Annotated in this window: 20 protein-coding genes, 1 tRNA gene and 1 pseudogene; 4 read left to right on the top strand and 18 right to left on the bottom strand. The window is 55.2% G+C overall.

Annotation, left to right across the window (positions count from 1 at the left end):
• Nucleotides 1-74: 74 nt before the first annotated feature.
• Both purK and purE read right to left on the bottom strand, forming a co-directional pair.
• The gene (gene purK, locus CYR52_RS02275; RefSeq protein ID WP_101827879.1) at nt 75-1139 is read right to left on the bottom strand and encodes a 5-(carboxyamino)imidazole ribonucleotide synthase; all 1065 of its coding nucleotides are present in this window, start codon (nt 1137-1139) and stop codon (nt 75-77) included.
• Nucleotides 1136-1645 (bottom strand): 5-(carboxyamino)imidazole ribonucleotide mutase, encoded by a 510-nt coding sequence (gene purE, locus CYR52_RS02270; RefSeq protein WP_072926410.1) that lies wholly within the window; start codon nt 1643-1645, stop codon nt 1136-1138. The genes purK and purE overlap by 4 nt, the downstream gene beginning before the upstream one ends.
• A gap of 177 nt (nt 1646-1822) precedes the next feature.
• Between purE and CYR52_RS02265 the strand changes: the two genes are divergently transcribed.
• On the top strand, nt 1823-2434 hold the full coding sequence (locus tag CYR52_RS02265; RefSeq protein ID WP_072926408.1) for a MiaE family protein: 612 nt from the start codon (nt 1823-1825) through the stop codon (nt 2432-2434).
• Nucleotide 2435: 1 nt separating this feature from the next.
• Here the strand turns inward: CYR52_RS02265 and lpxH are convergent, their stop codons facing one another.
• Together lpxH and ppiB are read right to left on the bottom strand one after the other, a co-directional pair.
• Nucleotides 2436-3158: a UDP-2,3-diacylglucosamine diphosphatase gene (gene lpxH / locus CYR52_RS02260; protein ID WP_101827878.1), complete on the bottom strand. Its 723-nt coding sequence runs from the start codon at nt 3156-3158 to the stop codon at nt 2436-2438.
• A 15-nt stretch (nt 3159-3173) separates the two neighbouring features.
• Entirely contained in the window at nt 3174-3668 is a 495-nt protein-coding gene (ppiB, locus tag CYR52_RS02255; RefSeq protein ID WP_072926405.1) for a peptidylprolyl isomerase B, read from the bottom strand.
• A gap of 259 nt (nt 3669-3927) precedes the next feature.
• Here ppiB and cysS point away from each other — a divergent pair, with 259 nt between their 5' ends.
• On the top strand, nt 3928-5313 hold the full coding sequence (gene cysS / locus CYR52_RS02250) for a cysteine--tRNA ligase (protein WP_072926403.1): 1386 nt from the start codon (nt 3928-3930) through the stop codon (nt 5311-5313).
• Nucleotides 5314-5390: 77 nt separating this feature from the next.
• Here cysS and ybcJ read toward each other — a convergent pair whose 3' ends face one another.
• Together ybcJ and folD are read right to left on the bottom strand one after the other, a co-directional pair.
• Nucleotides 5391-5603, bottom strand: a complete 213-nt coding sequence (gene ybcJ / locus CYR52_RS02245) for a ribosome-associated protein YbcJ (RefSeq protein WP_072926402.1) — start codon at nt 5601-5603, stop codon at nt 5391-5393.
• Nucleotides 5604-5677: 74 nt separating this feature from the next.
• Nucleotides 5678-6544, bottom strand: coding sequence for a bifunctional methylenetetrahydrofolate dehydrogenase/methenyltetrahydrofolate cyclohydrolase FolD (gene folD, locus CYR52_RS02240; protein WP_072926400.1), 867 nt, complete (start codon nt 6542-6544; stop codon nt 5678-5680).
• A gap of 255 nt (nt 6545-6799) precedes the next feature.
• On the opposite strand from folD, the gene CYR52_RS02235 reads away from it, so the two are divergent.
• Nucleotides 6800-6876: transfer RNA gene (locus tag CYR52_RS02235), tRNA-Arg, on the top strand.
• Between the two features lie 21 nt (nt 6877-6897).
• Here the strand turns inward: CYR52_RS02235 and CYR52_RS22850 are convergent.
• The 5 genes and pseudogenes from CYR52_RS22850 to CYR52_RS22315 all read right to left on the bottom strand — a co-directional run.
• Nucleotides 6898-7062, bottom strand: a pseudogene (locus CYR52_RS22850) (integrase); the annotation flags it as partial.
• A 404-nt stretch (nt 7063-7466) separates the two neighbouring features.
• Complete coding sequence (locus CYR52_RS02225; RefSeq protein WP_101827877.1) at nt 7467-8693, bottom strand: hypothetical protein; 1227 nt, start codon at nt 8691-8693, stop codon at nt 7467-7469.
• Nucleotides 8677-9033, bottom strand: coding sequence for a hypothetical protein (locus CYR52_RS02220; protein ID WP_146001320.1), 357 nt, complete (start codon nt 9031-9033; stop codon nt 8677-8679). Before CYR52_RS02220 ends, CYR52_RS02225 begins: the two co-directional genes overlap by 17 nt.
• 1067 nt (nt 9034-10100) lie before the next feature.
• Nucleotides 10101-11324, bottom strand: a complete 1224-nt coding sequence (locus tag CYR52_RS02215) for a hypothetical protein (protein ID WP_146001319.1) — start codon at nt 11322-11324, stop codon at nt 10101-10103.
• Nucleotides 11299-11778, bottom strand: a complete 480-nt coding sequence (locus tag CYR52_RS22315) for a hypothetical protein (RefSeq protein ID WP_146000785.1) — start codon at nt 11776-11778, stop codon at nt 11299-11301. The genes CYR52_RS02215 and CYR52_RS22315 overlap by 26 nt, the downstream gene beginning before the upstream one ends.
• Nucleotides 11779-12538: 760 nt before the next feature.
• On the opposite strand from CYR52_RS22315, the gene CYR52_RS02210 reads away from it, so the two are divergent.
• Complete coding sequence (locus tag CYR52_RS02210; protein WP_101827874.1) at nt 12539-13075, top strand: sterol desaturase family protein; 537 nt, start codon at nt 12539-12541, stop codon at nt 13073-13075.
• Here CYR52_RS02210 and crtB read toward each other — a convergent pair.
• From crtB to CYR52_RS02175, 7 genes are all read right to left on the bottom strand, one after another.
• Entirely contained in the window at nt 13008-13937 is a 930-nt protein-coding gene (crtB, locus tag CYR52_RS02205; protein ID WP_101827873.1) for a 15-cis-phytoene synthase CrtB, read from the bottom strand. The genes CYR52_RS02210 and crtB overlap by 68 nt on opposite strands.
• Entirely contained in the window at nt 13934-15415 is a 1482-nt protein-coding gene (locus CYR52_RS02200; RefSeq protein WP_101827872.1) for a phytoene desaturase, read from the bottom strand. Before CYR52_RS02200 ends, crtB begins: the two co-directional genes overlap by 4 nt.
• Nucleotides 15415-16581 (bottom strand): lycopene beta-cyclase CrtY, encoded by a 1167-nt coding sequence (crtY, locus tag CYR52_RS02195; RefSeq protein WP_101827871.1) that lies wholly within the window; start codon nt 16579-16581, stop codon nt 15415-15417. The genes CYR52_RS02200 and crtY overlap by 1 nt, the downstream gene beginning before the upstream one ends.
• Nucleotides 16578-17861 (bottom strand): glycosyltransferase, encoded by a 1284-nt coding sequence (locus CYR52_RS02190; RefSeq protein WP_101827870.1) that lies wholly within the window; start codon nt 17859-17861, stop codon nt 16578-16580. The genes crtY and CYR52_RS02190 overlap by 4 nt, the downstream gene beginning before the upstream one ends.
• The gene (gene fni / locus CYR52_RS02185; RefSeq protein WP_072926386.1) at nt 17858-18901 is read right to left on the bottom strand and encodes a type 2 isopentenyl-diphosphate Delta-isomerase; all 1044 of its coding nucleotides are present in this window, start codon (nt 18899-18901) and stop codon (nt 17858-17860) included. Before fni ends, CYR52_RS02190 begins: the two co-directional genes overlap by 4 nt.
• Before the next feature lie 93 nt (nt 18902-18994).
• The gene (locus tag CYR52_RS02180) at nt 18995-19900 is read right to left on the bottom strand and encodes a polyprenyl synthetase family protein (RefSeq protein ID WP_072926384.1); all 906 of its coding nucleotides are present in this window, start codon (nt 19898-19900) and stop codon (nt 18995-18997) included.
• A gap of 292 nt (nt 19901-20192) precedes the next feature.
• Complete coding sequence (locus tag CYR52_RS02175) at nt 20193-20756, bottom strand: YtfJ family protein (protein WP_072926382.1); 564 nt, start codon at nt 20754-20756, stop codon at nt 20193-20195.
• Between the last annotated feature and the right edge of the window lie 131 nt (nt 20757-20887).

The following is a 20887-nucleotide window of genomic DNA, read 5'->3' as shown; positions in this document are numbered from 1 at the left end:
AGAAGGTAAACGCCAGGATGAAAACCGCGCCCCGGCCCCCTGCCAGGCGGCAGAAGATGCCGGGGCGCGAACCGTTACAGCTTACTCTGCGCCCATTCAATGCCGCTCTGGTACTCAGGCGGCAGCATCGGCACCAGATCGCTCAGCGTCTGTTTGATCAGTTCCCAGCTCGGGTCACTGAGGTTAAGGTGGCCGACCTTACGGCCCGGCCGCACCTCTTTCTCATACCAGTGCAGGTTGACCAGCGGCAGGCTGAGCCAGTCGATGTTCACGCCTGTGCCGATCAGGTTCACCATCACCGACGGCGCACTCACCACCGGCACCGGCAGCGGCAGGTTGAGGATCGCCCGCAGGTGCAATTCGAACTGACTGATCGACGCGCCGTTTTGCGTCCAGTGGCCGCTGTTGTGAACGCGTGGTGCCAGTTCGTTGATCAGCAACCCGCCTTCCACCACGAAGCACTCCATCGCCATCACGCCCACATAGCCCAGTTCCTGCATGATGGCAGAGAGCATCGACTCGGCCTGCTGTTGCAGCGCGATGTCCGGCGTCGGCAGTGCCACGCTGGTACGCAAAATGCCTTCCTGATGCAGATTATGCGTCAACGGGTAGAACACCATGCTGCCGTCATGCGCGCGCGCGCCCACCAGTGACACTTCCCCGGAAAAGTTGATCCCCTGCTCGACAATGCACTCGCCGTAGCACTCTTCCGGCAGGGTGTGCGCCTCATCCGCGCGCAGTCGCCATTGGCCGCGGCCATCATAACCGCCGACGCGGCGTTTGACGATCGCCAGTTCGCCCAGCGAGGCAAACACCTGCGGCCACTCGTCGGCAGACGCCAGCAGTTGCCACGGTGCCGTCGCCAGGCCGAGCTGGTCCAGCAATTGCTTCTGTGTCAGGCGATCGGCCAGGCGTGGAAAAATGTCCCGGTTAACAAAAGCCGGGTGACCGGCCAGCTCGCGGGTGAGGGCGGTTTCCGGCCAGCGCTCAATCTCCGCAGTGATCACGCTCTGGCGGAACGGCACCGCTTCCGGCTCGGCGTCCAGCCCTACCGGGTAGACCGCAATGCCGAGCGGCTCCCCGGCCTGACGCAGCATCCGGCCCAGCTGGCCGTTGCCCAGTACGCAAACCGGCTTCATGCGTCCTCCCGCGGGTCAGGGTTATTCAGCACCTCATCAGTCTGTGCCTGACGCCAGGCGGCCAGGCGCGACGCCAGTTCCGCATCATGCAGGGCCAGGATCTGCGCGGCCAGCAGGGCGGCATTGGCGGCCCCGGCTTTGCCGATCGCCAACGTGCCGACCGGGATGCCGCGCGGCATCTGCACGATAGAGTAGAGGCTGTCCACGCCGCTCAGGGCCGCGCTCTGCACCGGCACACCCAGCACCGGCACCAGCGTTTTTGCGGCCAGCATACCCGGCAGATGCGCCGCGCCGCCCGCACCGGCGATAATCACGTCAAACCCATTGGCAGCGGCCTGCTCAGCGAAGCTGAACAGTTTGTCCGGCGTGCGGTGGGCAGACACCACCTCAACGTGGAACGCGACATTCAGCGAGGTGAGGATTTCAGCGGCAAACTGCATGGTAGCCCAGTCACTCTTGGACCCCATGACGAGGGCGACATTTGCCGGGGAAAGGTTGGATGACATGCCTGTAGTGCTCCTGTGAATAGACTGGCGTCGCCAGAGCGGTTGTATCTGGCGGAGAGGGCGCAAATAATAGCATGGCAAATCCGCAAGGAAAACGGTTGCGTCGCGGCCGGAGGCTGGGAAAGCCAGGGGTAATTTGTATAATCGCCACAAAACCATTAAGCAGGACAATACGTTATGACTGATGCCCTTCTGGCCCCGATTCACGCCTTTCTACACTGCACCACGCCGGCCCGCTGGATCGATGTAGCGTTGACGCAGCAGGATATTTTGTTGATCGACCACGCCAACTGCGAAAAGAAAGCGGCGGCCTCGGCGATGTCGCTGATGACCCGCTACCTCGACCGTACTGAGCTGTTGATCTGTGCGGCGCGGCTGGCGCGTGAGGAGTTGCACCACTTCGAGCAGGTGGTGGAAATTATGACCCGGCGCAATGTGGCCTACAGCGTGTTGTCGCCGTCACGCTACGCCAATGGGCTGTTGAAGCATGTGCGCCATCAGGATGAGCTGGGGTTGCTGGTGGACAGGCTGATCATTGGTGCCTATATCGAGGCGCGATCCTGTGAGCGTTTTGCGGCGATTGCCCCGCATCTGGATCAGGAGCTGCGGCGTTTCTACCTGTCGTTGCTGCGCTCTGAAGCGCGCCACTATCAGGATTACCTGTCACTGGCACAGCAATATGCCGGGAAAGATATCGGTGACCGGGTCGAGGAATTCGGAAGGATTGAAGCTGAACTGATCATGGCCCCGGATGAGCAGTTCCGCTTCCACAGCGGCGTGCCGGTCTGATTCAGAACGGGAACGTCACCAGATCAATACCCTGCGGGCCGACGGTGACCATCGAACCTTCCTGATGCCAGGCCCCCAGCACCGCGCGGTGCGCCTCGCCGTCCGGCAGGGCAAGGGTATGGATTGCCGGGCGATGGGTGTGGCCGTGGATTAACCAGTGCACCTGATGGCGGCGCATCGTGTCTGAGACGGCCTGCGGGTTGACATCCATGATCGCCATCGATTTCAGCTGGTTAGCCTGTTGGCTGTCAGCGCGCATCTTCCCGGCAATCTTCAGCCGCAGGCGTAACGGCAGGGCGAGGAACATTCTCTGAATCAGTGGGTTACGCACTTTTTTACGGAAGCGTTGGTAGCCTTCATCGTCCGTGCAGAGGGTGTCGCCGTGCATAATCAGCACCCGGCGGCCATACAGCGTCAGCACCTGTTCTTCCGGCAGCAACGTCATGCCGCTGGCGCGGGCAAAGCGCTTTCCGAGCAGGAAATCCCGGTTGCCGTGGATGAAGTAGCAGGGCACGCCGCGGTCGGCCAGCGCCTTCAACGCGGCGGCAATCTCCGCGTGCAGCGGCTGCGGGTCGTCGTCGCCGATCCAGGCTTCGAACAGGTCGCCCAGGATATACAGCGCCTCCGCCCGCCGCGCTTCACCGGCCAGAAAACGCAGAAAACCGGCAGTAATTGCCGGTTCCTGTACGCTCAGATGCAAATCAGCGATAAAAAGTGTGGTCATGCCGCAGGGCTAACCTTACTCGCTGACGGTAACGCGGGTGATCACCACATCTTCTTTCGGCACATCCTGGTGCATACCGCTGCGGCCGGTCGGCACAGCTTTGATCTTGTCAACCACGTCCAGGCCTTCCACCACTTCAGCGAACACACAGTAGCCCCAGCCCTGCGCGTTTTCACCGCGGAAGTTCAGGAAGTCGTTGTCTACCACGTTGATGAAGAACTGGGCAGTCGCGGAGTGCGGATCGTTGGTGCGCGCCATTGCCAGGGTGCCGCGGGTGTTTTTCAGGCCGTTGTTGGCTTCGTTATTGATCGGTGCGTCAGTGGCTTTCTGCTTCATGCCCGGCTCAAAGCCGCCGCCCTGAACCATGAAACCATTGATCACGCGGTGGAAAATGGTGTTGTCGTAGAACCCTTTACGGCAGTAGTTCAGGAAGTTTTCAACGGTTGCCGGCGCTTTGTCTGCAAAGGTATTGATGACGATGTCACCGTGATTAGTGTGAAAAGTAACCATAATAGTTCATCCTGCTTGATTGAAGGTGTGCGCCGCGGGGCGGCCCGCACAATAGAGGGCTTTTATAACATAAACCGGCGGCGGGCGTCAGCAGCGGGAGGATTAGCATGTTTGCTGATATGCTTAGGCAAGGGAAACCGGCCGGATGTTGCAAACACCGGACGTTCAAGGTTCAATACGCCTTTCGGTGAGGATCCCGGCGGATTTTTTCACCTTCTTTTAGATTGCCATCCACACATGTAAACCATGGAATGACCTGATGCTGAAAATTTATAACACCCTGAGTCGCCAAAAAGAGGAATTCAAACCTATCCATGCCGGAAGCGTCGGCATGTACGTGTGTGGCATCACCGTTTACGACCTCTGTCACATCGGCCACGGCCGTACGTTCGTCGCTTTCGACGTGGTGGCGCGTTACCTGCGTTACAGCGGCTATCGCCTGAAGTATGTGCGTAACATCACCGACATTGATGACAAAATCATCAAACGCGCCAACGAGAACGGCGAAAGCAGCGAAGCGCTGACCACGCGGATGATCGCCGAAATGCATGCCGATTTCGACGCGCTGAAGATCCTGCCGCCGGATGAAGAGCCGCGCGCCACCCGCCATATCGCCGACATCATCGAGCTGGTGACGGAGCTTATCGCGCGTGACCACGCCTATGTGGCTGCCAACGGTGATGTGATGTTCGCCGTAGACAGCGACCCGGACTACGGCCTGCTGTCGCGCCAGGATCTGGAGCAGTTGCAGGCGGGCGCGCGGGTGGAAGTGGCGGAAGTAAAACGCAACCCGATGGACTTCGTGCTGTGGAAAATGTCCAAGCCGGGCGAACCGAGCTGGCCATCGCCGTGGGGCGAAGGGCGCCCTGGCTGGCACATTGAGTGTTCAGCGATGAACAGCAAACAGCTTGGCCACCACTTCGACATCCACGGCGGCGGCTCCGACCTGATGTTCCCGCACCATGAGAACGAGATCGCCCAGTCCACCTGCGCCCATGACGGCCCGTACGTGAATTACTGGATGCACTCCGGCATGGTGATGGTGGATCGCGAGAAGATGTCCAAATCGCTGAACAACTTCTTTACCGTGCGCGATGTGCTGGCCTACTACGACGCCGAAACCGTGCGCTACTTCCTGATGTCCGGCCACTACCGCAGCCAGCTCAATTACAGCGAAGAGAACCTGAAACAGGCGCGTACTTCGCTGGAGCGTCTCTACACCGCCTTGCGCGGCACCGATACCACTGCCGCCCCGGCCGGGGGCGAGGCTTTCGTTACCCGTTTCCGTGAGGCAATGGATGATGACTTCAACACGCCGGAAGCCTATTCAGTGCTGTTTGATATGGCGCGTGAAGTAAACCGCCTGAAAGCGGAAGACATGGCGGCAGCCAATGGGCTGGCGGCAGAGCTGCGCCACCTGGCGGGCGTGCTGGGCTTGCTGGCACAAGAGCCGGAGCAGTTCCTCCAGAGTGGGGCGCAGGCAGACGAAGGCGATGTGGCGCAGATTGAGGCGCTGATCAAACAGCGTAATGACGCGCGTGCCGCGAAAGACTGGGCCATGGCGGACTCCGCCCGTGACCAGCTCAACGCGCTCGGCATCATTCTGGAAGATGGCCCGCAAGGCACCAGCTGGCGCCGTAAATAGCCGCAACGATTAGCAAAAAATCAGCACAAAAAAGGCGACGCAGAAGCGTCGCCTTTTTTATGGCTGCCACCACGGGGTCAGGGTTTGACCACCACGGTCGCGCCGTCAAACTCAACCTGCTGATCTGCCAAAATTTTACAGCGTTTGCGGGTTTCTACCTGGCCGTTTACTTTTACCAGCCCATCGGCGATCACCGCTTTTGCCGCGGCGCCGCTTTCGCACCAGCCCTGGAATTTCAGCAGATCGCACAGTTCAACGTGCGGGTGATTGTCGAGATTAAAAATGTCCATCGTGTTCCTGACTTAACGCGCCTGGCGCGCAGAGAGTGCATGAGTGCGCCGCCACAGGGGCGGCCGCATAAGGCTTAACCGGCGTTATTGTCGTGGTATTCCTCGCAGGCCTGCAAGGTATTTTGAATCAGCGTCGCCACCGTCATCGGGCCGACACCGCCCGGCACCGGGGTAATAAAGGAGGCGCGCTCAGACGCGGCCTCAAAATCGACGTCGCCGACCACTTTACCGCTCTCCAGCCGGTTGATGCCGACATCTATGACGATCGCACCCGGTTTGATCCAGTCACCTGGAATGAAATTCGGCTTGCCGACCGCCACCACCAGCAGATCGGCATTTTCCACATGGTGGCGCAGGTTTTTGGTGAAACGGTGGGTCACCGTAGTGGTGCAGCCTGCCAGCAACAGCTCCATGCTCATCGGACGGCCGACGATATTGGACGCCCCGACCACCACGGCATTCAGGCCGAAGGTGTCGATGTCATAACGCTCCAGCAGCGTCACGATGCCGCGCGGGGTGCAGGGGCGCAGCTTCGGCGCACGCTGGCAGAGGCGGCCGACGTTATACGGGTGGAAGCCGTCCACGTCTTTGTCCGGATGGATGCGCTCGAGCACTTTTACGTTATCGATGCCGGCCGGCAGCGGTAACTGAACCAGGATGCCGTCGATATCGCCGTCATTATTCAGTGTATCGATCAGTGCCAGCAGCTCAGCCTCAGAGGTGGTAGCCGGCAGATCGTAGGAGCGGGAGAGGAAGCCCACCTCTTCGCAGGCGCGGCGCTTGCTGCCGACATAAATTTGCGAGGCGGGGTTTTCACCCACCAGCACGACCGCCAGCCCCGGCGCACGTTTTCCGTCCGCCAGACGCTGTTTCACACGCGCTGCAACTTCGCTTCGAACCTGCTGCGCAATCGTTTTACCGTCAATAATTGTTGCTGCCATCAGTGGGAGAGTCCATCAAAAGTAATTATGCAGGGGAATGGCTCTATTTTGTCAGAAGCCGGGCGTGCTGTCAGGCGCTGTGTCGAGATAAAATGCCGCCGCCGGGTGCGAACCGCAGGGCGAACGCAACCATATCTTGTTGAGTTGTACATGGATTCGGCGCCTGACGGGATTCCGGTGTGATTTCGTTGACTCACCGGGACGGGTGCGTATAATTCGAGCCCACTGCCGCGCACCGGCAGCCGCATCCCCCATGCGCCCTTAGCTCAGTTGGATAGAGCAACGGCCTTCTAAGCCGTAGGTCACAGGTTCGAGCCCTGTAGGGCGTACCATTACGAATCAATCACTTACTCTCACCCGCTAACTTTCAATTTTCCTTCGTGGGACGGATTTGGGACGCGAGCGCCAAAAATCGCATCAATGTGACGTGCGTGCTCAGTCAAATGGTTGGGTGCCAAGTGAGCATATCGCTGCACCATCTCAATGCTTTCCCAGCCACCCATCTCCTGTAATGCAGAAATCAGCCGCTGTGATTCAACAGATTCGAGCCACCAAACCTGCTTATTCCTTTTTTAAGACACACTGAGCATCGGCGACTTCTTTATCCACTCTCGTTTCTTTTTTGCTGCCCGCATCAGGCCTTCATTAATGCCAGGTGTTTTGCTTTTGTCGAGATTGAAACTGAATCGGGCTTATACACACTCAGCTCGCTCTTTTTCTTTATGGTAGCGGTAGAATCAGGCACATTCACCAACGCTCAGATTATGCAAAAGCAACAGGTACAGCTACATGGCTGAAAGTTAAAATTTTTACATCAGATTTAGTGGTTACAATCGGCACTTACCCTTGTTATATCTCGGCTGACTCTATTAACCATATAATTATAAAAAAAAAAGCCCGCGAAAGCAGGCTTCTTTCATAATTATTTTTTCTGTACAATTCGCGAAATCATGTCGCAAGAAAATAATATTAAACTAACATCGAAAACAAAAAGGATGCGCTGGCCTGATTCATAAACAGTAGGAGACATACCGATCGCGACAGTTAAAATTACAGATAGCGATAGCGCCAAAAAAGATGTGTAACCATTGATATTCTCTTTAAGCGACATCCATAACATTGAGCAAATTGAAAACAGCGTAAAAGCAAATGAAGTATAGGAATAGAAGAGGGACCAGTTCTCTGGGCTGAATTGAAAAATACCATTGAGGTAGTTAAATTTTTCCGTGAAATACTGAGGAGGGGTAATAAAGAAGACTATTGACATGGCAAGTATTAAAATAGCTATTTTATCTTGCTTTATCATATTTCTTCTATTAATAAAACCAACACTCAGTGCAGCAAATAAGGAAATCAATAACGGTAAATTTGAATGACTATGGAGATGTGTATGCAACCTATCAATTCCAAAAGAAATTTTCTGGAAAAAGTCATAACCAAATATTTCCGGCATATATCTCGATGATTCAACTATAAATCTATTATGATTTCCTGGGCTTAAAAATAAAATTGTTGTCGCCGAAAAAGCTGAAAGTAAGAAAATTAACTTATAAATTGTTACTCGCTTCTCGCCAAGAGTGATGAGCATGAGGGCAATAAGGAGGCACATTGCGGGCTGCTCTGCTGAGCAAGCGATGAAAATGCACGGGATAGATAAAACCTTTTGCCACTTTAAAAGGGATTTTTGCCGAATAAATACATTAATGGCATAGAGTCCCAAAGCAACCGGCATCAGGTAATTATAAAATCCAGTAACCCACCACATTGCATCTGATGCCACTGACTGCTCTATCAATAGTAACATTGACACGGCGAGAGGAATACCAGCTTTATATGATAGTGAATTACGTAGCGTCATTGACCAGATGGAATAACCGGCAAGAAAAATACACGCTGGTATCGCTATGCGCCAGAATAATGAATGCTGAATGGTGGTTACCAGGATGGTTTCAAGCGCAACTCTGCCCGTCCAAACCGCATACCTATTTTTTAAGTAATCGATTAATGAAACATTATCTAGTGCATGAGTAAAGAAATAATCATCAAAATCAGTTGTTACGTTAACTCTTGAAGAAATTATGCAGAAGATGCTGGTTATAAATAAAATATAAGCAGTAAGGAACAATCTTTTTTTATTGTTGGCAGACATGGTACTTCCTTTTTATGGTGCCGTCCTTAATAATATTGACTGAGAACTTAGTGGCATTGATAGGAATTCTAATTTTCCTGATGGAAGCAGAGAAACCGTATCTTTCAAATTCCTGATTGAGCTTCAATGCGGTAGAAACGTCGCGTCTTAGTTCTGTCTTCACTGGAATGACATACTCATGATTGCCAGGCAACAGGGTAACCGTCAGCGTTCCTTCTTTGGGATACTTGTCAGAGTATATCCATCCACGAATCATCACTCGGCTTGAGTTGTTAATACAATTATCAATATGCATTGTAATATTGTCAGCGTTTTCCTCTTTTAAAGATGAGTAATCCACAATCTCCGCCCTGTTCCATGAGAAGAATATAATGAAACAGATTACAGCCACGCAAATAAGCATCACCCATAAAGCGTTTTTTTTAAGATATCAAACATATATTTTCCTCTTGCAGAAATATTAACTACTTCATTAATTTCAATTAACCTAATTAAATACAAATTATTTACATATTTACTAATCCTTAATTTTTTTATTTTTTACAATGATGTAAATCCATGGATGAAATTGACTAATTTTTTCATGATGTTTGATGAGGTTCGGGTTTTATAGGGTCGTAAAATCATTCATCAGTTTAATAATGACTTTGTTCATCTATAACTCAACCAATTTGCAGTAATTTTATTTTTCTGGGTTTAATCAATCCTATTGTTACGGAGATTGAGAATTAAAAATCTACCTATGTTAGGTGCTGTATTTTCGGTGCGCCAATTTGATTTTGCAAGTTCATTTAACCTTCAATAAAATTTTAGATGGAAAGAGCCGAGATTACTTTTTACTTTTACTTGTGATATTTATTGAATATCTTCTTAATTATTTTTTTTTGCTTTATTTTTAAGGGTAATTATTTTTATAATAAATGATTGGTTTTCTTTTATTTTAAACATCATAAGGTTATTTAAAAAATGATTAAAGTCGATTATGTGTATAACTTCCTTCCAAAAGATGAACTCAGAATGAATACGTAACAACAGTGTTGTGTAAAAAAAGCCGATGAGAATTAAAGCCGACAGAACCTTCTAAGCCGTAGGTCACAGGTTTGAGTCCTGTAGGGCGTACCATTATGAGTCAAGCGTTTAATGCCACCTCCCCAATTTCAATTTTCTTTTTTTTGGGGGGGTTAAAGAGTGTGTGAAAAATTGAATGAAACCAATATAACAGGCTACTTTAATTAAATCATGAGTTAAAATCTCTAAGTCTTGCTATTAAAAAACTTCCAATACGGTATTAAAGTTTATTATTTTTAACCTAATCCTAATGTAAGCGAGAAGTGCTTTAAAGCAGTTCCCGCTAATTTTAAAAATTGAATGCTAACACTAATGCAGTTAAATGCACTTAATGTATTTTTACTTAAAAGATATTTTAGCTATACATATAGTTGACAGTATGCACATCATTTCAAAAAACATATCAACACGGAGGCCTGAAGCGTAAACTGTCGGTGATAGACCCATCATTGTGACTGTCATAAAACCAATTAACATTGCTATTATGGGCGTTGAAGGGATTAGCTGCTGCAAGGCCATATCAAGCATGATAATATATAAGGAGGAAATAACCATCAATAGATATAGGTAAGAAATATATAACTTACCTGCCGACCAGGTTTCTGCATTCACAGGGTTACCATTGAAGAAAAAACCTCCATTGGGGATGCCTGTCAGACATTTAGCAATAGAAATAGAAATGAATGTTGCTAAGATGGCCATAGCTATTTTAAGTGTGTTAGTCATGGGCCCAACTATTAGTTTGACATAAAATAATGTAGCAGAAAATATTATTAATGGTAAATTATATCTCATACTCATCAACTGATGAAGTTTGTCATATCCTAGTGCAAGCCTATTCATTAAACCATAATTTTGATACTGCGGATACCATTTCCAAATTTCCTCATTAAAGCGGCGTTCATTTCCAGGCGCTTTTAAGCAAATAATTAAGTTGATGATTACTATAAATATGAGTAAATAATTGAAAGAGTTTCGTCCTTTTTTCCTGAAGAAAATTATAGCTACCATGGAAAAAACAAATGCGATGCCTGCTTGCTCCATATAAGGAAAATAAAAAGAAAACGTTAGGCATAATGCTTTTTCAAGTAAAGAATTGCTTTCCACATATACTATAGAGAAAGCATAGAGGCAGATAGCAATAGGTAAAAGGTAGTTATAAAACCCCGTCACCCACCAAGAAGCATCTGAGTTTATATCATAAGGAATAAGGGAAAATAAAAGAACTGTCATGGACAGGCTTGCCACGCTGCTTTTTAACCCGGCGATCCTGCAACATGACCAGCAAGCAAGGGTAATAGAGATTGGGATGCCAAATTTCCAGAACCAAGAATTGCCTATTGTTGATGTCATGACCCACTCAACAACAAACCTTCCACTCCATGTTTGATAACGATAAACAAGAGTTTTAATCATATCCTCAGAATCAAATATTGATAAAAATATCTTATCGTCATCGTAATCACGCAGTTTTAATCCATGATAAATGAAAAATAAATAAATGGCAGTTGTAAGAAATAAGCAAAGACTAACCCACTTATTTACAGGTGTATTTTGCTGCATGGCCTGCTCCTTCTTGGTCTATGGAAATAATTTCAATTTCCTTATTGAAAAGTTCTTCTGCTGAATTTTCTCGTCTGGTAGCAATGAATCCAGATTTATCATATAACGTACCTGAACGATACGCTTCGCTTACATCATTTCTTTGCTGAGTTGAACTCATTAATTCAACCTTTTCTCCATTGTTTTTTTTAGCGTATATTCTATTTAAAATTCTGCTGTTTCCAGGTAAAAAAGCCCAACCTCTTACCATGATACCATTGCTGTTATAAATACATTGATCTATATAGTAATTAGTTAAAGGGGGTTCTGTTGTTTTAGGAATATTGAGTGCCGGCCTATTCCAGGCATAGTAAAATGCAAATGCAGTTATAATGGATATGGCGAGCATCAGTAAAAATATAAGATCAAGGTTTATTTTTGCTATTTCCCTGACTTTTTCACTCCTGCATGACATGAGGCTTCCTTTGTTAATGATAATTTAAATTTTAATTTTTTTTGATAAATTTAGGCAGTATTATAGTTACATTTTCAGCGATTTAATCAGTTCTGAATTATCATCGAGCTTAGTTATTAATTATCTTTTGGTAGTGTACAGGAAAAGGGAAAGATATCTGATGAAGGAGGGCGAGGCAAGGTTAAGGGTGAGATGTGGCTAACTTTTTTCACTCCTGCATGACATAAAACTTCCTTTGTTAAGGATAATTTAAATTTTAATTTTTTTTGATAAATTTAGGCAATATTATAGTTACCTTTCCAGCGATTTAATCAGTTTTGCCTTATCATCGAGCTTGGTTATTAAGTGCTTTTTGGCAGTGTACAGAGAAAGGGAACAATATCTGATGAAGGAGGGCGAGGCAAGGTAAGGTTGAGATGTGGCTAACATATATAGCTCTGTCTCATTTCTAAGCTTTAGACGTCTCACGCAATTGAAGTCTGGTCACCTGAATAGTTAGTAAACTAATTTACTAAAAAAGAAAGATTAGTTCATGAACACAGGGCCGAGCCCTGTAGGGCGTACCATTTAGTCCTGCGCCTGAACCGTGCGCTTCCCGGCTTCTCTGCTTTCTTCGTCTGGTTTACGCTCTCTCTGTTTCCCCTCTGCCGTCCCCTTGTTGCTAACACTGCTATACTTTCCCTCGCCAATCCTGTTGGAACCACAGGAGATTTTCCGGCTGCCGGAAACACCCAGGAGCGGGAAACACCCAGGAGAATGTATGCTTGTGCTTTGGAATACCGGAATTGTGTTGTTAACGGTGGCGGCGATGGAAATCATTGCGGCATTGTCACATAAGTACATCATGCACGGCTGGGGGTGGGGCTGGCACCATTCGCACCATGCGCCGCATACGTCCTGGTTTGAATTGAATGATCTTTATGCGGTGCTGTTTGCGGTGCTGGCGATTGTGCTGATCGCACTGGGTACGGCAGGGTATTGGCCGTTGCAGTGGATAGGGGCGGGTATGACGCTGTACGGGCTGCTCTATTTCATCGTCCATGATGGGCTGGTGCACCAGCGCTGGCCGTTCCGTTACATCCCACGGCGCGGTTACCTGAAACGCTTATATCTGGCGCACCGGCTGCATCATGCGGTGCGGGGGCGCGAGGGCTGTGTCTCCTTTGGGTTCCTGTATGCGCCGCCGGTGGCCAAATTACAGGCGATACTGCGTAAACAAAAAAGCCGCGCTAACGTGGACGTTGCCAAAGGCCGGAAGGACGGGCGGCCGGGCGCGCGGCCACGCGGGAACGAATAGCCAGCCCGGCACCGGCAACCAGCAGGCCGAGTTTCTCCAGTTTGCTGGTGCCTTGCCGGCGGTCCCAGGCGCGCTCACCGGCGCGATCCACTTTCACCCCAATCTCCCGGTAGACACCGCGGGCGGTAGCAATCGCCCAGGCGGAACGTAACGGCAACCCGGCCAGCCCAGCGCGCGCCGAGGCGTAATAGGGTTCTGCCTCAGCCACCAGCCGTGACGCCAGCGGCACCAGGGCCGCCCGGTGCGCCGGGTCAGCGACCTTTGCCGGGTCGATACCCGCCGCTGCCAGCCAGTCAGCAGGCAGGTAACAACGGCCAACCTGCGCATCTTCCACAATGTCGCGCGCGATGTTGGTCAGCTGGAATGCCAGCCCGAGATCGCAGGCGCGATCCAGCACCGCCTCGTCACGCACGCCCATCACCCGCGCCATCATCAGCCCCACCACACCCGCGACGTGGTAGCAGTAACGCAGCGTATCGTGAAAGGTCTCATAGCGCTCGCCGCGTACATCCATCGCGAACCCTTCCAGATGATCAAACGCCTGTTGCTGCGGGATCGCATGGGCCAGCGCCACTTCCTGAAACGCCGCAAACGCCGGGTCTTCCATCGTGACCCCCGCATAAGCGCGGCGGGTCAGGGTTTTGAGCATCGCCAGCCGCTGTTCGGGGCTGTCAGGGGCGGCACCGGGCGAGGCAAACCCCAGCGTCTGGTCATCAATCACATCGTCACAATGGCGGCACCAGGCGTAGAGCATCAGCGCACTGCGACGGGTACCGGCATCGAACAGTTTGGAGGCAGTGGCAAAACTCTTGGAGCCGACCGCCATCGTTTGGGTCGCATGGTTCAACAGCGGTTGATTCATGGTGCCAGATCCTCCAGCATCAGGCCCGCCGTGGCTTTGGCAGAGCCGATCACCCCCGGGACCCCGGCACCAGGGTGGGTACCCGCGCCCACCAGATAAAGGTTCGGTATGCGGTCATCACGGTTGTGCGGCCGGAACCACGCGCTCTGGGTCAGCAACGGCTCGATGGAGAAGGCGGAACCCAGATGCGCGCCCAGTTCATCCCGGAAATCGAACGGGGTGAACATCCGGTGCGTGACCAGTTGCTCGCGCAGCCCCGGCATATAGTGCTGTTCCAGATACGCGAAGATACGGTCGCGCAGGCGCGGCCCCTCGACCGTCCAGTCCAGATCGGCGGTGCCGAGGTGCGGCACCGGGGCCAGCACGTAATAGCTGCCGCAGCCGGGCGGGGCGAGCGACGGGTCGGTCACGCAGGGGGCGTGGAGGTAAAGCGAGAAATCCTCCGACAGCGTGTCACGGTTGAAAATATCCTCAATCAGCTCCCGGTAGCGGGGGCCAAAACAGACGGTATGGTGCGCGAGCTGGGTATGCTGTTTGTTCAGGCCAAAGTAGAGCACAAACAGCGAGTTGCTCATGCGTTTGCGTTTCAGCGCCCCGGCCCGTGCCGCGCCCGCCGGGAGGTGGCCGAGCAGCGTGCCGTAGGTGTGCACCACATCGGCATTGGAGGCCACCGCCGGGGTGTCAAAGTGGCGGCCATCCGCCAGGTGCACGCTGCTGATGCGTGCGCCGGTGGTCTCCATGTGGCTGACCTTCGCGTTCAGTGCGATCTCGCCGCCCAAATCCTCAAACAATCGCACCAGCCCCTGCACCAGCGCGCCGGTGCCGCCGCGCGCAAACCAGACGCCCCATTCACGCTCCAGGGCGTGGATCAGCGTATAAATCGACGAGGTGGCGAAGGGGTTGCCGCCCACCAGCAGCGAATGGAAAGAAAATGCCTGCCGCAAATAGTCATCTTTAATGAACCGTGACACCACGTCATACACGCTGCGCCATGCCTGCAGGCGCGCCAGTTGCGGCCCGGCGCGCAGCATGTCGCGGAAAGAGAGGAACGGCACGGCCCCGAGCTTCAGGTAGCCCTCTTTAAACACCGCACGGGAGTAGTCGAGGAAACGCCGGTAACCCTCGACATCCTGCGGGTTGAATTGTTGGATCTGGCGCTCCAGGCTCGCCTGATCGTTGTCATAATCAAATACCCGGCCGGATTCCCAGCACAGGCGGTAAAACGGCGTGACCGGCATCAGGTCAACATAATCCGCCATGCGTTTACCGGCCAGGGTAAACAGCTCCTCAATGGCGCTTGGGTCGGTGATGACCGTCGGGCCGGCATCAAATTTAAACCCCTGATCTTCGTAGACATAGGCGCGGCCGCCGGGTTTGTCGCGCTGTTCAAGCAGCCGCGTGGGAACCCCCGCCGCCTGTAAGCGGATGGCAAGGGCAAGGCCGCCGAAACCGGCACCAATTACTATTGTTCGATTCATCAAAAAGCTCGCAGCCGGGGAGTGTGTTTCAGCACGGCTTTCAGGGCTTCCCCCACCGGCACCGGTGGTTTGCCCGTCAGGATCCGTGCCATATCGGCCGGGGTCAGGCGTCCGGCATAAAACCGGGCAATCAGGCCTTCACCCAGGCCATAAAAACGTTGCATAACCTGCCAGCGCTGCGTCGGGCGTCCTGCCAGAAACAGCATACGGTTAAGCAGGCGGAAAAAGCGCTGCCGCTGCCACTGCCGTGCGGCATAACGGTGAATCAGCGTAAACAGCGGGCCGTGCGTCAACGCAGGCTGGGCGGCAATCAGGTCTGCCAGCGCCACCGCCTGCGGCAGGGAATAGCCGGTTGTGGCATGGAACAGCCCGGCGCGCAGCCCGCTACAGGGCTGGCCCTGGTGCTGCCGCCAGAAGGCGGCCGGGTGGCCGGCCAGCGTAATCGGCAGGTTGCCCTGTTCCTCGCGTTGCAGCGTCTGTAACGCCCAACCCTGTGCCGCGGCATAGTCAGTGATGTTCTGCCGCGCCTGGGCCGGGGCCAGCGCCGCCTGGTCAAGGTAATGGGTATCCTCAATCAACAGCGTGTCGGCGGAGAGCGGCAGGGTGTAGACGAAACGGTACCCGTCCTGCTGGTCAACGGTGGCATCCATCAGTATCGGGCGTACCAGCCCATGCGGGCGTGACAACTGCCACTGCTGGCCTAAAAAGGCCTGAAAGCCGACCGCCAGATGCGGGCCGGGCTGGTAACCGCGGCCGTCAATCACCGCCCCGGCGTGCAGGGTCAGCCCGTTTTCCAGTTGCACTTCGGTGGGCGTCAGCCCGGCAACGTTGGTGCCGGTGAGCAACTGCCCGCCCAATTGTTGGGTCAGCACGGCAGCAAAGCGATCTGAGGTCATGCTCAGGTAACCGCCCGGCAGGGTGCGGGTAAGCTGAGGAAAGCGGACGTCATAACCCTGCCAGCGGTGCGCCACCAGCGGCGCGACCCACTCATGCTGGGCGTCTGTGAGGTCATCCTGATGGAATGACCAGGTATGGTTGCCGCCGGGATGCGGGGCAGATTCAATCACCAGTACGTTGAGGTGCGGCTGGCACTGGCGCAGGCGCAGGGCAATCAGCCCATTTGCCAGCCCACCGCCTACCAGAATCAGGTCATAGGGGCTGCTCACGACACGGCCTCCGCCAGCACCGGCTGCCGGGCATACAATGCCTGCTCGACAATCGCGGCGGCCCGCAAGGCCCCTCCGGCCTGCTGGATCTGGGCGCTCAGCGGGGCCATCTGCTGCCGGTAACCCGGCTCTTTCAGCAACAGGTGCAGGTTATCGGCCAGGGTAAAGCGGCAGGCAAAGCGCGACACCCGGCGGCCAATACCGTGGTACACCACCCGTGCCGCCACGCCCGGCTGGTCAAAGGCAATCGGGACAGCGAGGATCGGCGTCCCGCTGCTGACGGCATCCATCACTGTATTCAGGCCACCGTGGGTGATCACCGCCTGTGCCTGGCGCAGCACGGCCGGTTGGTCGGCAAAATCGGTAACATGGGTGGCACCGCAGGCGTAGAGGCTGTCGGCCTGCGCAGGCGTCAGGCCGCCGCAATGTGCCACCAGCAGTTGCGCATCCAGGCTGCGACAGGCGCGGGCCAGCGTGCGGAACAGGCCGTAGCGATGCCCTTGCAGGGTGCCGAGGGAAGCATAAACCAGCGGCCGGGCCGGGTCTGCCGGCCAGGCGTGTTCAGACGGCGCAGCCGTCGCCGGCGCACGCAGCGGCCCGACGGCGTGAAAGCCGGGCGGCAGCGCCTGCCGGGGGAAATCCAGCGCCGGTAACGTCTGGCTGATTTGCGCCAGCGGCGAGAGGCACTCATGCAACCCGTGGCGCGGCGGCAGGCCAAAGGCCCGGGCGTGGCGGGCCAGCACCCGCCCATGGCTGCGCATCATCCAGTCATAAATTTTCTGGCTTGAGGTGTACAGCGTCAGCGCGCGCTCATCGGTCGCATAATCAAACGGCATCACCGGCAGCGGCAGGCCCGGCTCACGGTTGAGCGGCAACGCACAGGCCACCGAGACAAACGGCAGCCCCAGCGCCTCCGCCACCAGCCCCCCGGCCGGCTCCATCTGGTCGGCAATCACACCATCCACCGCCAGCTGGTGGAAGGCGGCGGGAAGCGTCCGGCAGAGCATGTCAGTCGAGGCAGCCATGTCTTTGATCAGGCGGAGAATTGCCGGCCCGGCCGGGTTGGCCGCCAGCCGCAGGGTATGGGCCAGGCTGCCGGGCGGATGGCTGTCTGCACCGACCGGGTGGAAGGCGATGCGCGGGTCATTGAGCAGGCCGGCGGCATCGGCTTGCTGGATAAAGGTGATCCGGTGGCCGCGGGCCATAAGCGCCTGCGCAAGGGCCTGTAACGCCCGGACATGGCTGTAGAGCGGCGGGGCCACCACGGCATAGTGGCTCATGCCGTGGCCTCCGCGCTCAGCAACGGCGCGGCTTTCAGCGCGGTGAGGTTGGCGCTGCCGGTGCAGAAACAGACCACCCGCAATTGGTCGATAATCGTCTGGAAATGGGCGGTGACCGCCTCCGTTGAGGCTGTCGCACTGCCGAGTACCGCCGCCGCCTGGCCCACCAGATCGGCACCGAGGCGCAGTGCCTTGGCCGCATCAATGCCGTCGGTGATGCCACCGGAGGCGATCAGCGGCATCTCCGGGAGCTGTTGGCGCAGCCCGCGCAGCGCCTCAGCGGTCGGGATGCCCCAGTCGGCAAAGGCCATGGCCACGGCGCGCGCCTGGGGGGTGGCGGCGCGTTCGCCTTCCACCGCCGCCCAGCTGGTGCCGCCCGCCCCGGCCACATCCAGCATGGTCACGCCCACTTCCGCCAGCCGCTGCGCCACCGGGGCCGACAGCCCGGCACCGACCTCCTTGATCACCACCGGCACCGGCAAGGCTGCCACCACCTGGGCGATGGCCGCCAGCACGCCGCGCCAGTCGCGGTCACCGCCACTCTGCAACGCTTCCTGCAAGGGGTTGAGATGCACGATCAGCGCATCGGCATCAATCATCTCTACGGCGCGCCGCGCAAAATCCAGGCCGTCGCGGCCAATAATCTGTGCCGCGCCCAGGTTCGCCAGCAGGGGAATGTCCGGCGCGATATCACGCAGTTCGCGCGTCAGCCCGACATTGCTGTTGCCTTCCAGCGCCACCCGCTGGGAACCGACCCCCATTGCCAGCCCCAACGCCTGCGCGGCTTCCGCCAGGTGGCGGTTAATACTGCGGGCGCGGTTGGCCCCGCCGGTCATGGAGCTTATCAGCAGCGGGGCGTTTAACGGGCGGCCAAAGAGCGAGGTGCGCAGATCGATACGATCCAGATCCAGTTCCGGCAGGGCACAGTGTTCAAAGCGCCAGCGCTCAAACCCGGTGCGGACGCGGCTTACCGCGCGCGCCGGATGCAGCACAATATCCAGATGGTCGTTCTTGCGTTTGATGAGCTCCGCGTCCTTCATTGACACTCCGGTAAATAAATCCTGTTGAAACGTCCGATGTACAGTGGGGCACGCGGCAACAATGCCGTGCGCAAGCCCGTGACCGGCCTGTTCTCAGCCAATCAGGGCCAGTTTCTGGCCGAACCAGGCGTGCATAAAACGCCGGGTAGCCATGCCCTGATCGCAGGCGCAGGCCAGGTGCTCATCGGCCCGGCGAAGGTGGTGGTGCAGGCGTTGTTGCACCGCTTCGCTGCCGAGCATGGACACCAGGGTGGATTTCCCGGCGTCCTTATTCATGTCTTTGCCGGTGCCTGCCAGGCCATCGACCAGATCGTCAAGTAACTGAAAAGCCTGCCCCAGATCGAGGGCAAAACAGCGCAGCTTCTGCCGGACGTCCGGCGCGGCCCCGGCGGCGATAGCCGCCATTTGCAGGGTGGCACCAAACAACATGCTGGTTTTGAGTTCGTTGGTGGTAAAGATGGCATCCGCGCTGCGCACGTCATTGCCTTCAGTGAGATCCTGATACTGGCCCTGCACCAGCCCCTGGAGGCCGACTGCGGCAGACAACTCGGCCACCGCCTGGGTGCGGGCCTGGCTCGGCAGGTCGCTGGCAGCAGCCACCACGCCAAAGGCTTTGCTGAGCAGGGCGACAGCGGCCAGGATCGCCACGTTCTCACCAAACTGGCGGTGGATGGTAGGGCGGCCGCGCCGCAGTAACGCGTTGTCCATGCAGGGGATATCGTCGAGCATCAGCGAGGCGGCGTGGATCATCTCAACGGCGCAGGCCAGATCGAGCAGCCCAGGCTGCCCGGCATCACACCCCAGATCCTGGGCGGCCAGCATCAGCAGCAGCGGGCGGATGCGCTTTCCGGGTGCCAGCGTGCCTTCACGCATCGCCACATTCACCCGGTCACGCTCACCGCTTTCGGGCAGCAGTTGATCCAGGCGGGTTTCAAGCGCGGTGAGCAGTGCCGGGAGTTCACTGTCCAGGCTTGAGGGTTTATCGGCGTAGGCTGTCATGATAGCTGTCCCTGGTTGCCCGCGATGGCCGGCGTGAGTAACGGTAACCAAAAACGGCAACGGTTGCTGCGAGCAGCCGGCAGGCAGCGGTTGAGGTCTGCCATACCGGGCCGGCGATGACGTCTTTGATTAATCATACGATTGATTGTTCTATTAAATCTGGCTAAAAGTCCCTGTAGATCAGGATAGTTTATTATTTAAAAAAAGCCCGCGGGCGTGGCGAACAATCACGTTTTTCCCGTGATGCCGGGGTGAAAAAAGCCGGGGGCTTAACCGGTAAACGTAAATAAAATCAGGACGTTTTCAGCAGGTGCCGGAGCAGCGCCATCACCTGCTGAACCTCTGCCGGTGTCAGGGCGCCGTCCCGGACAAACTGCACGGTGCCGGCGGGGTCCAGCACCACCACGGCGGAGCCGCCATCCTCCAGTTGCCAGGCGCGTTTCGCCGCGCCCCGGCTGTCGATGATAAATTGCGACCACGGGAACGCTTTTTTGCTGGCCTCAATGCTGCGGCGGACGAACAGGGCGCTGCCGGTAATCGCATCGTCGGTATTGATAATGGTGGTGGTCTGGTAGCGGTCGGGCGGTAAACCGGCGCGGCTTATCGCCTCTGTCAGCGCTGCATTTTTGTCTTTTGCCGAGAGGCGGCCGGCGATATGCAGCATCACCCGCACTTTGCCGGTCAGCCGGGCGCTGTTCCACGGCTGGTAACGGCTCTCATCCTGCTGCTGAATCACCTCGCCCCGGTCAGCAATGCCCACCGGCGGCACCCGCTGCCCCTTAACAAAATCGTGCCCCGCCGCGAATAAAGGCAGCAACAGACCCACCAACCCTGCAATCCCTGAACGTACTCTCATGAGGTTCTCCACGTGTTGCCGCCGGACGGGCGGCGGGAAGGCCCGGTGCAAGGCAACGGGGTAAAAAGCCTGAGTGCGGGCGTAACTCTTTTGTATAGCATAGGTTGCTGAATAGTGATGAAAAGGGCGTA

Origin of the sequence: Chimaeribacter arupi (genome assembly GCF_002858805.1) — a bacterium.
Lineage (GTDB): Bacteria > Pseudomonadota > Gammaproteobacteria > Enterobacterales > Enterobacteriaceae > Chimaeribacter > Chimaeribacter arupi.
Note: the sequence above shows the minus strand (reverse complement) of the source record. Positions and strands in the feature narration are given on the sequence as shown.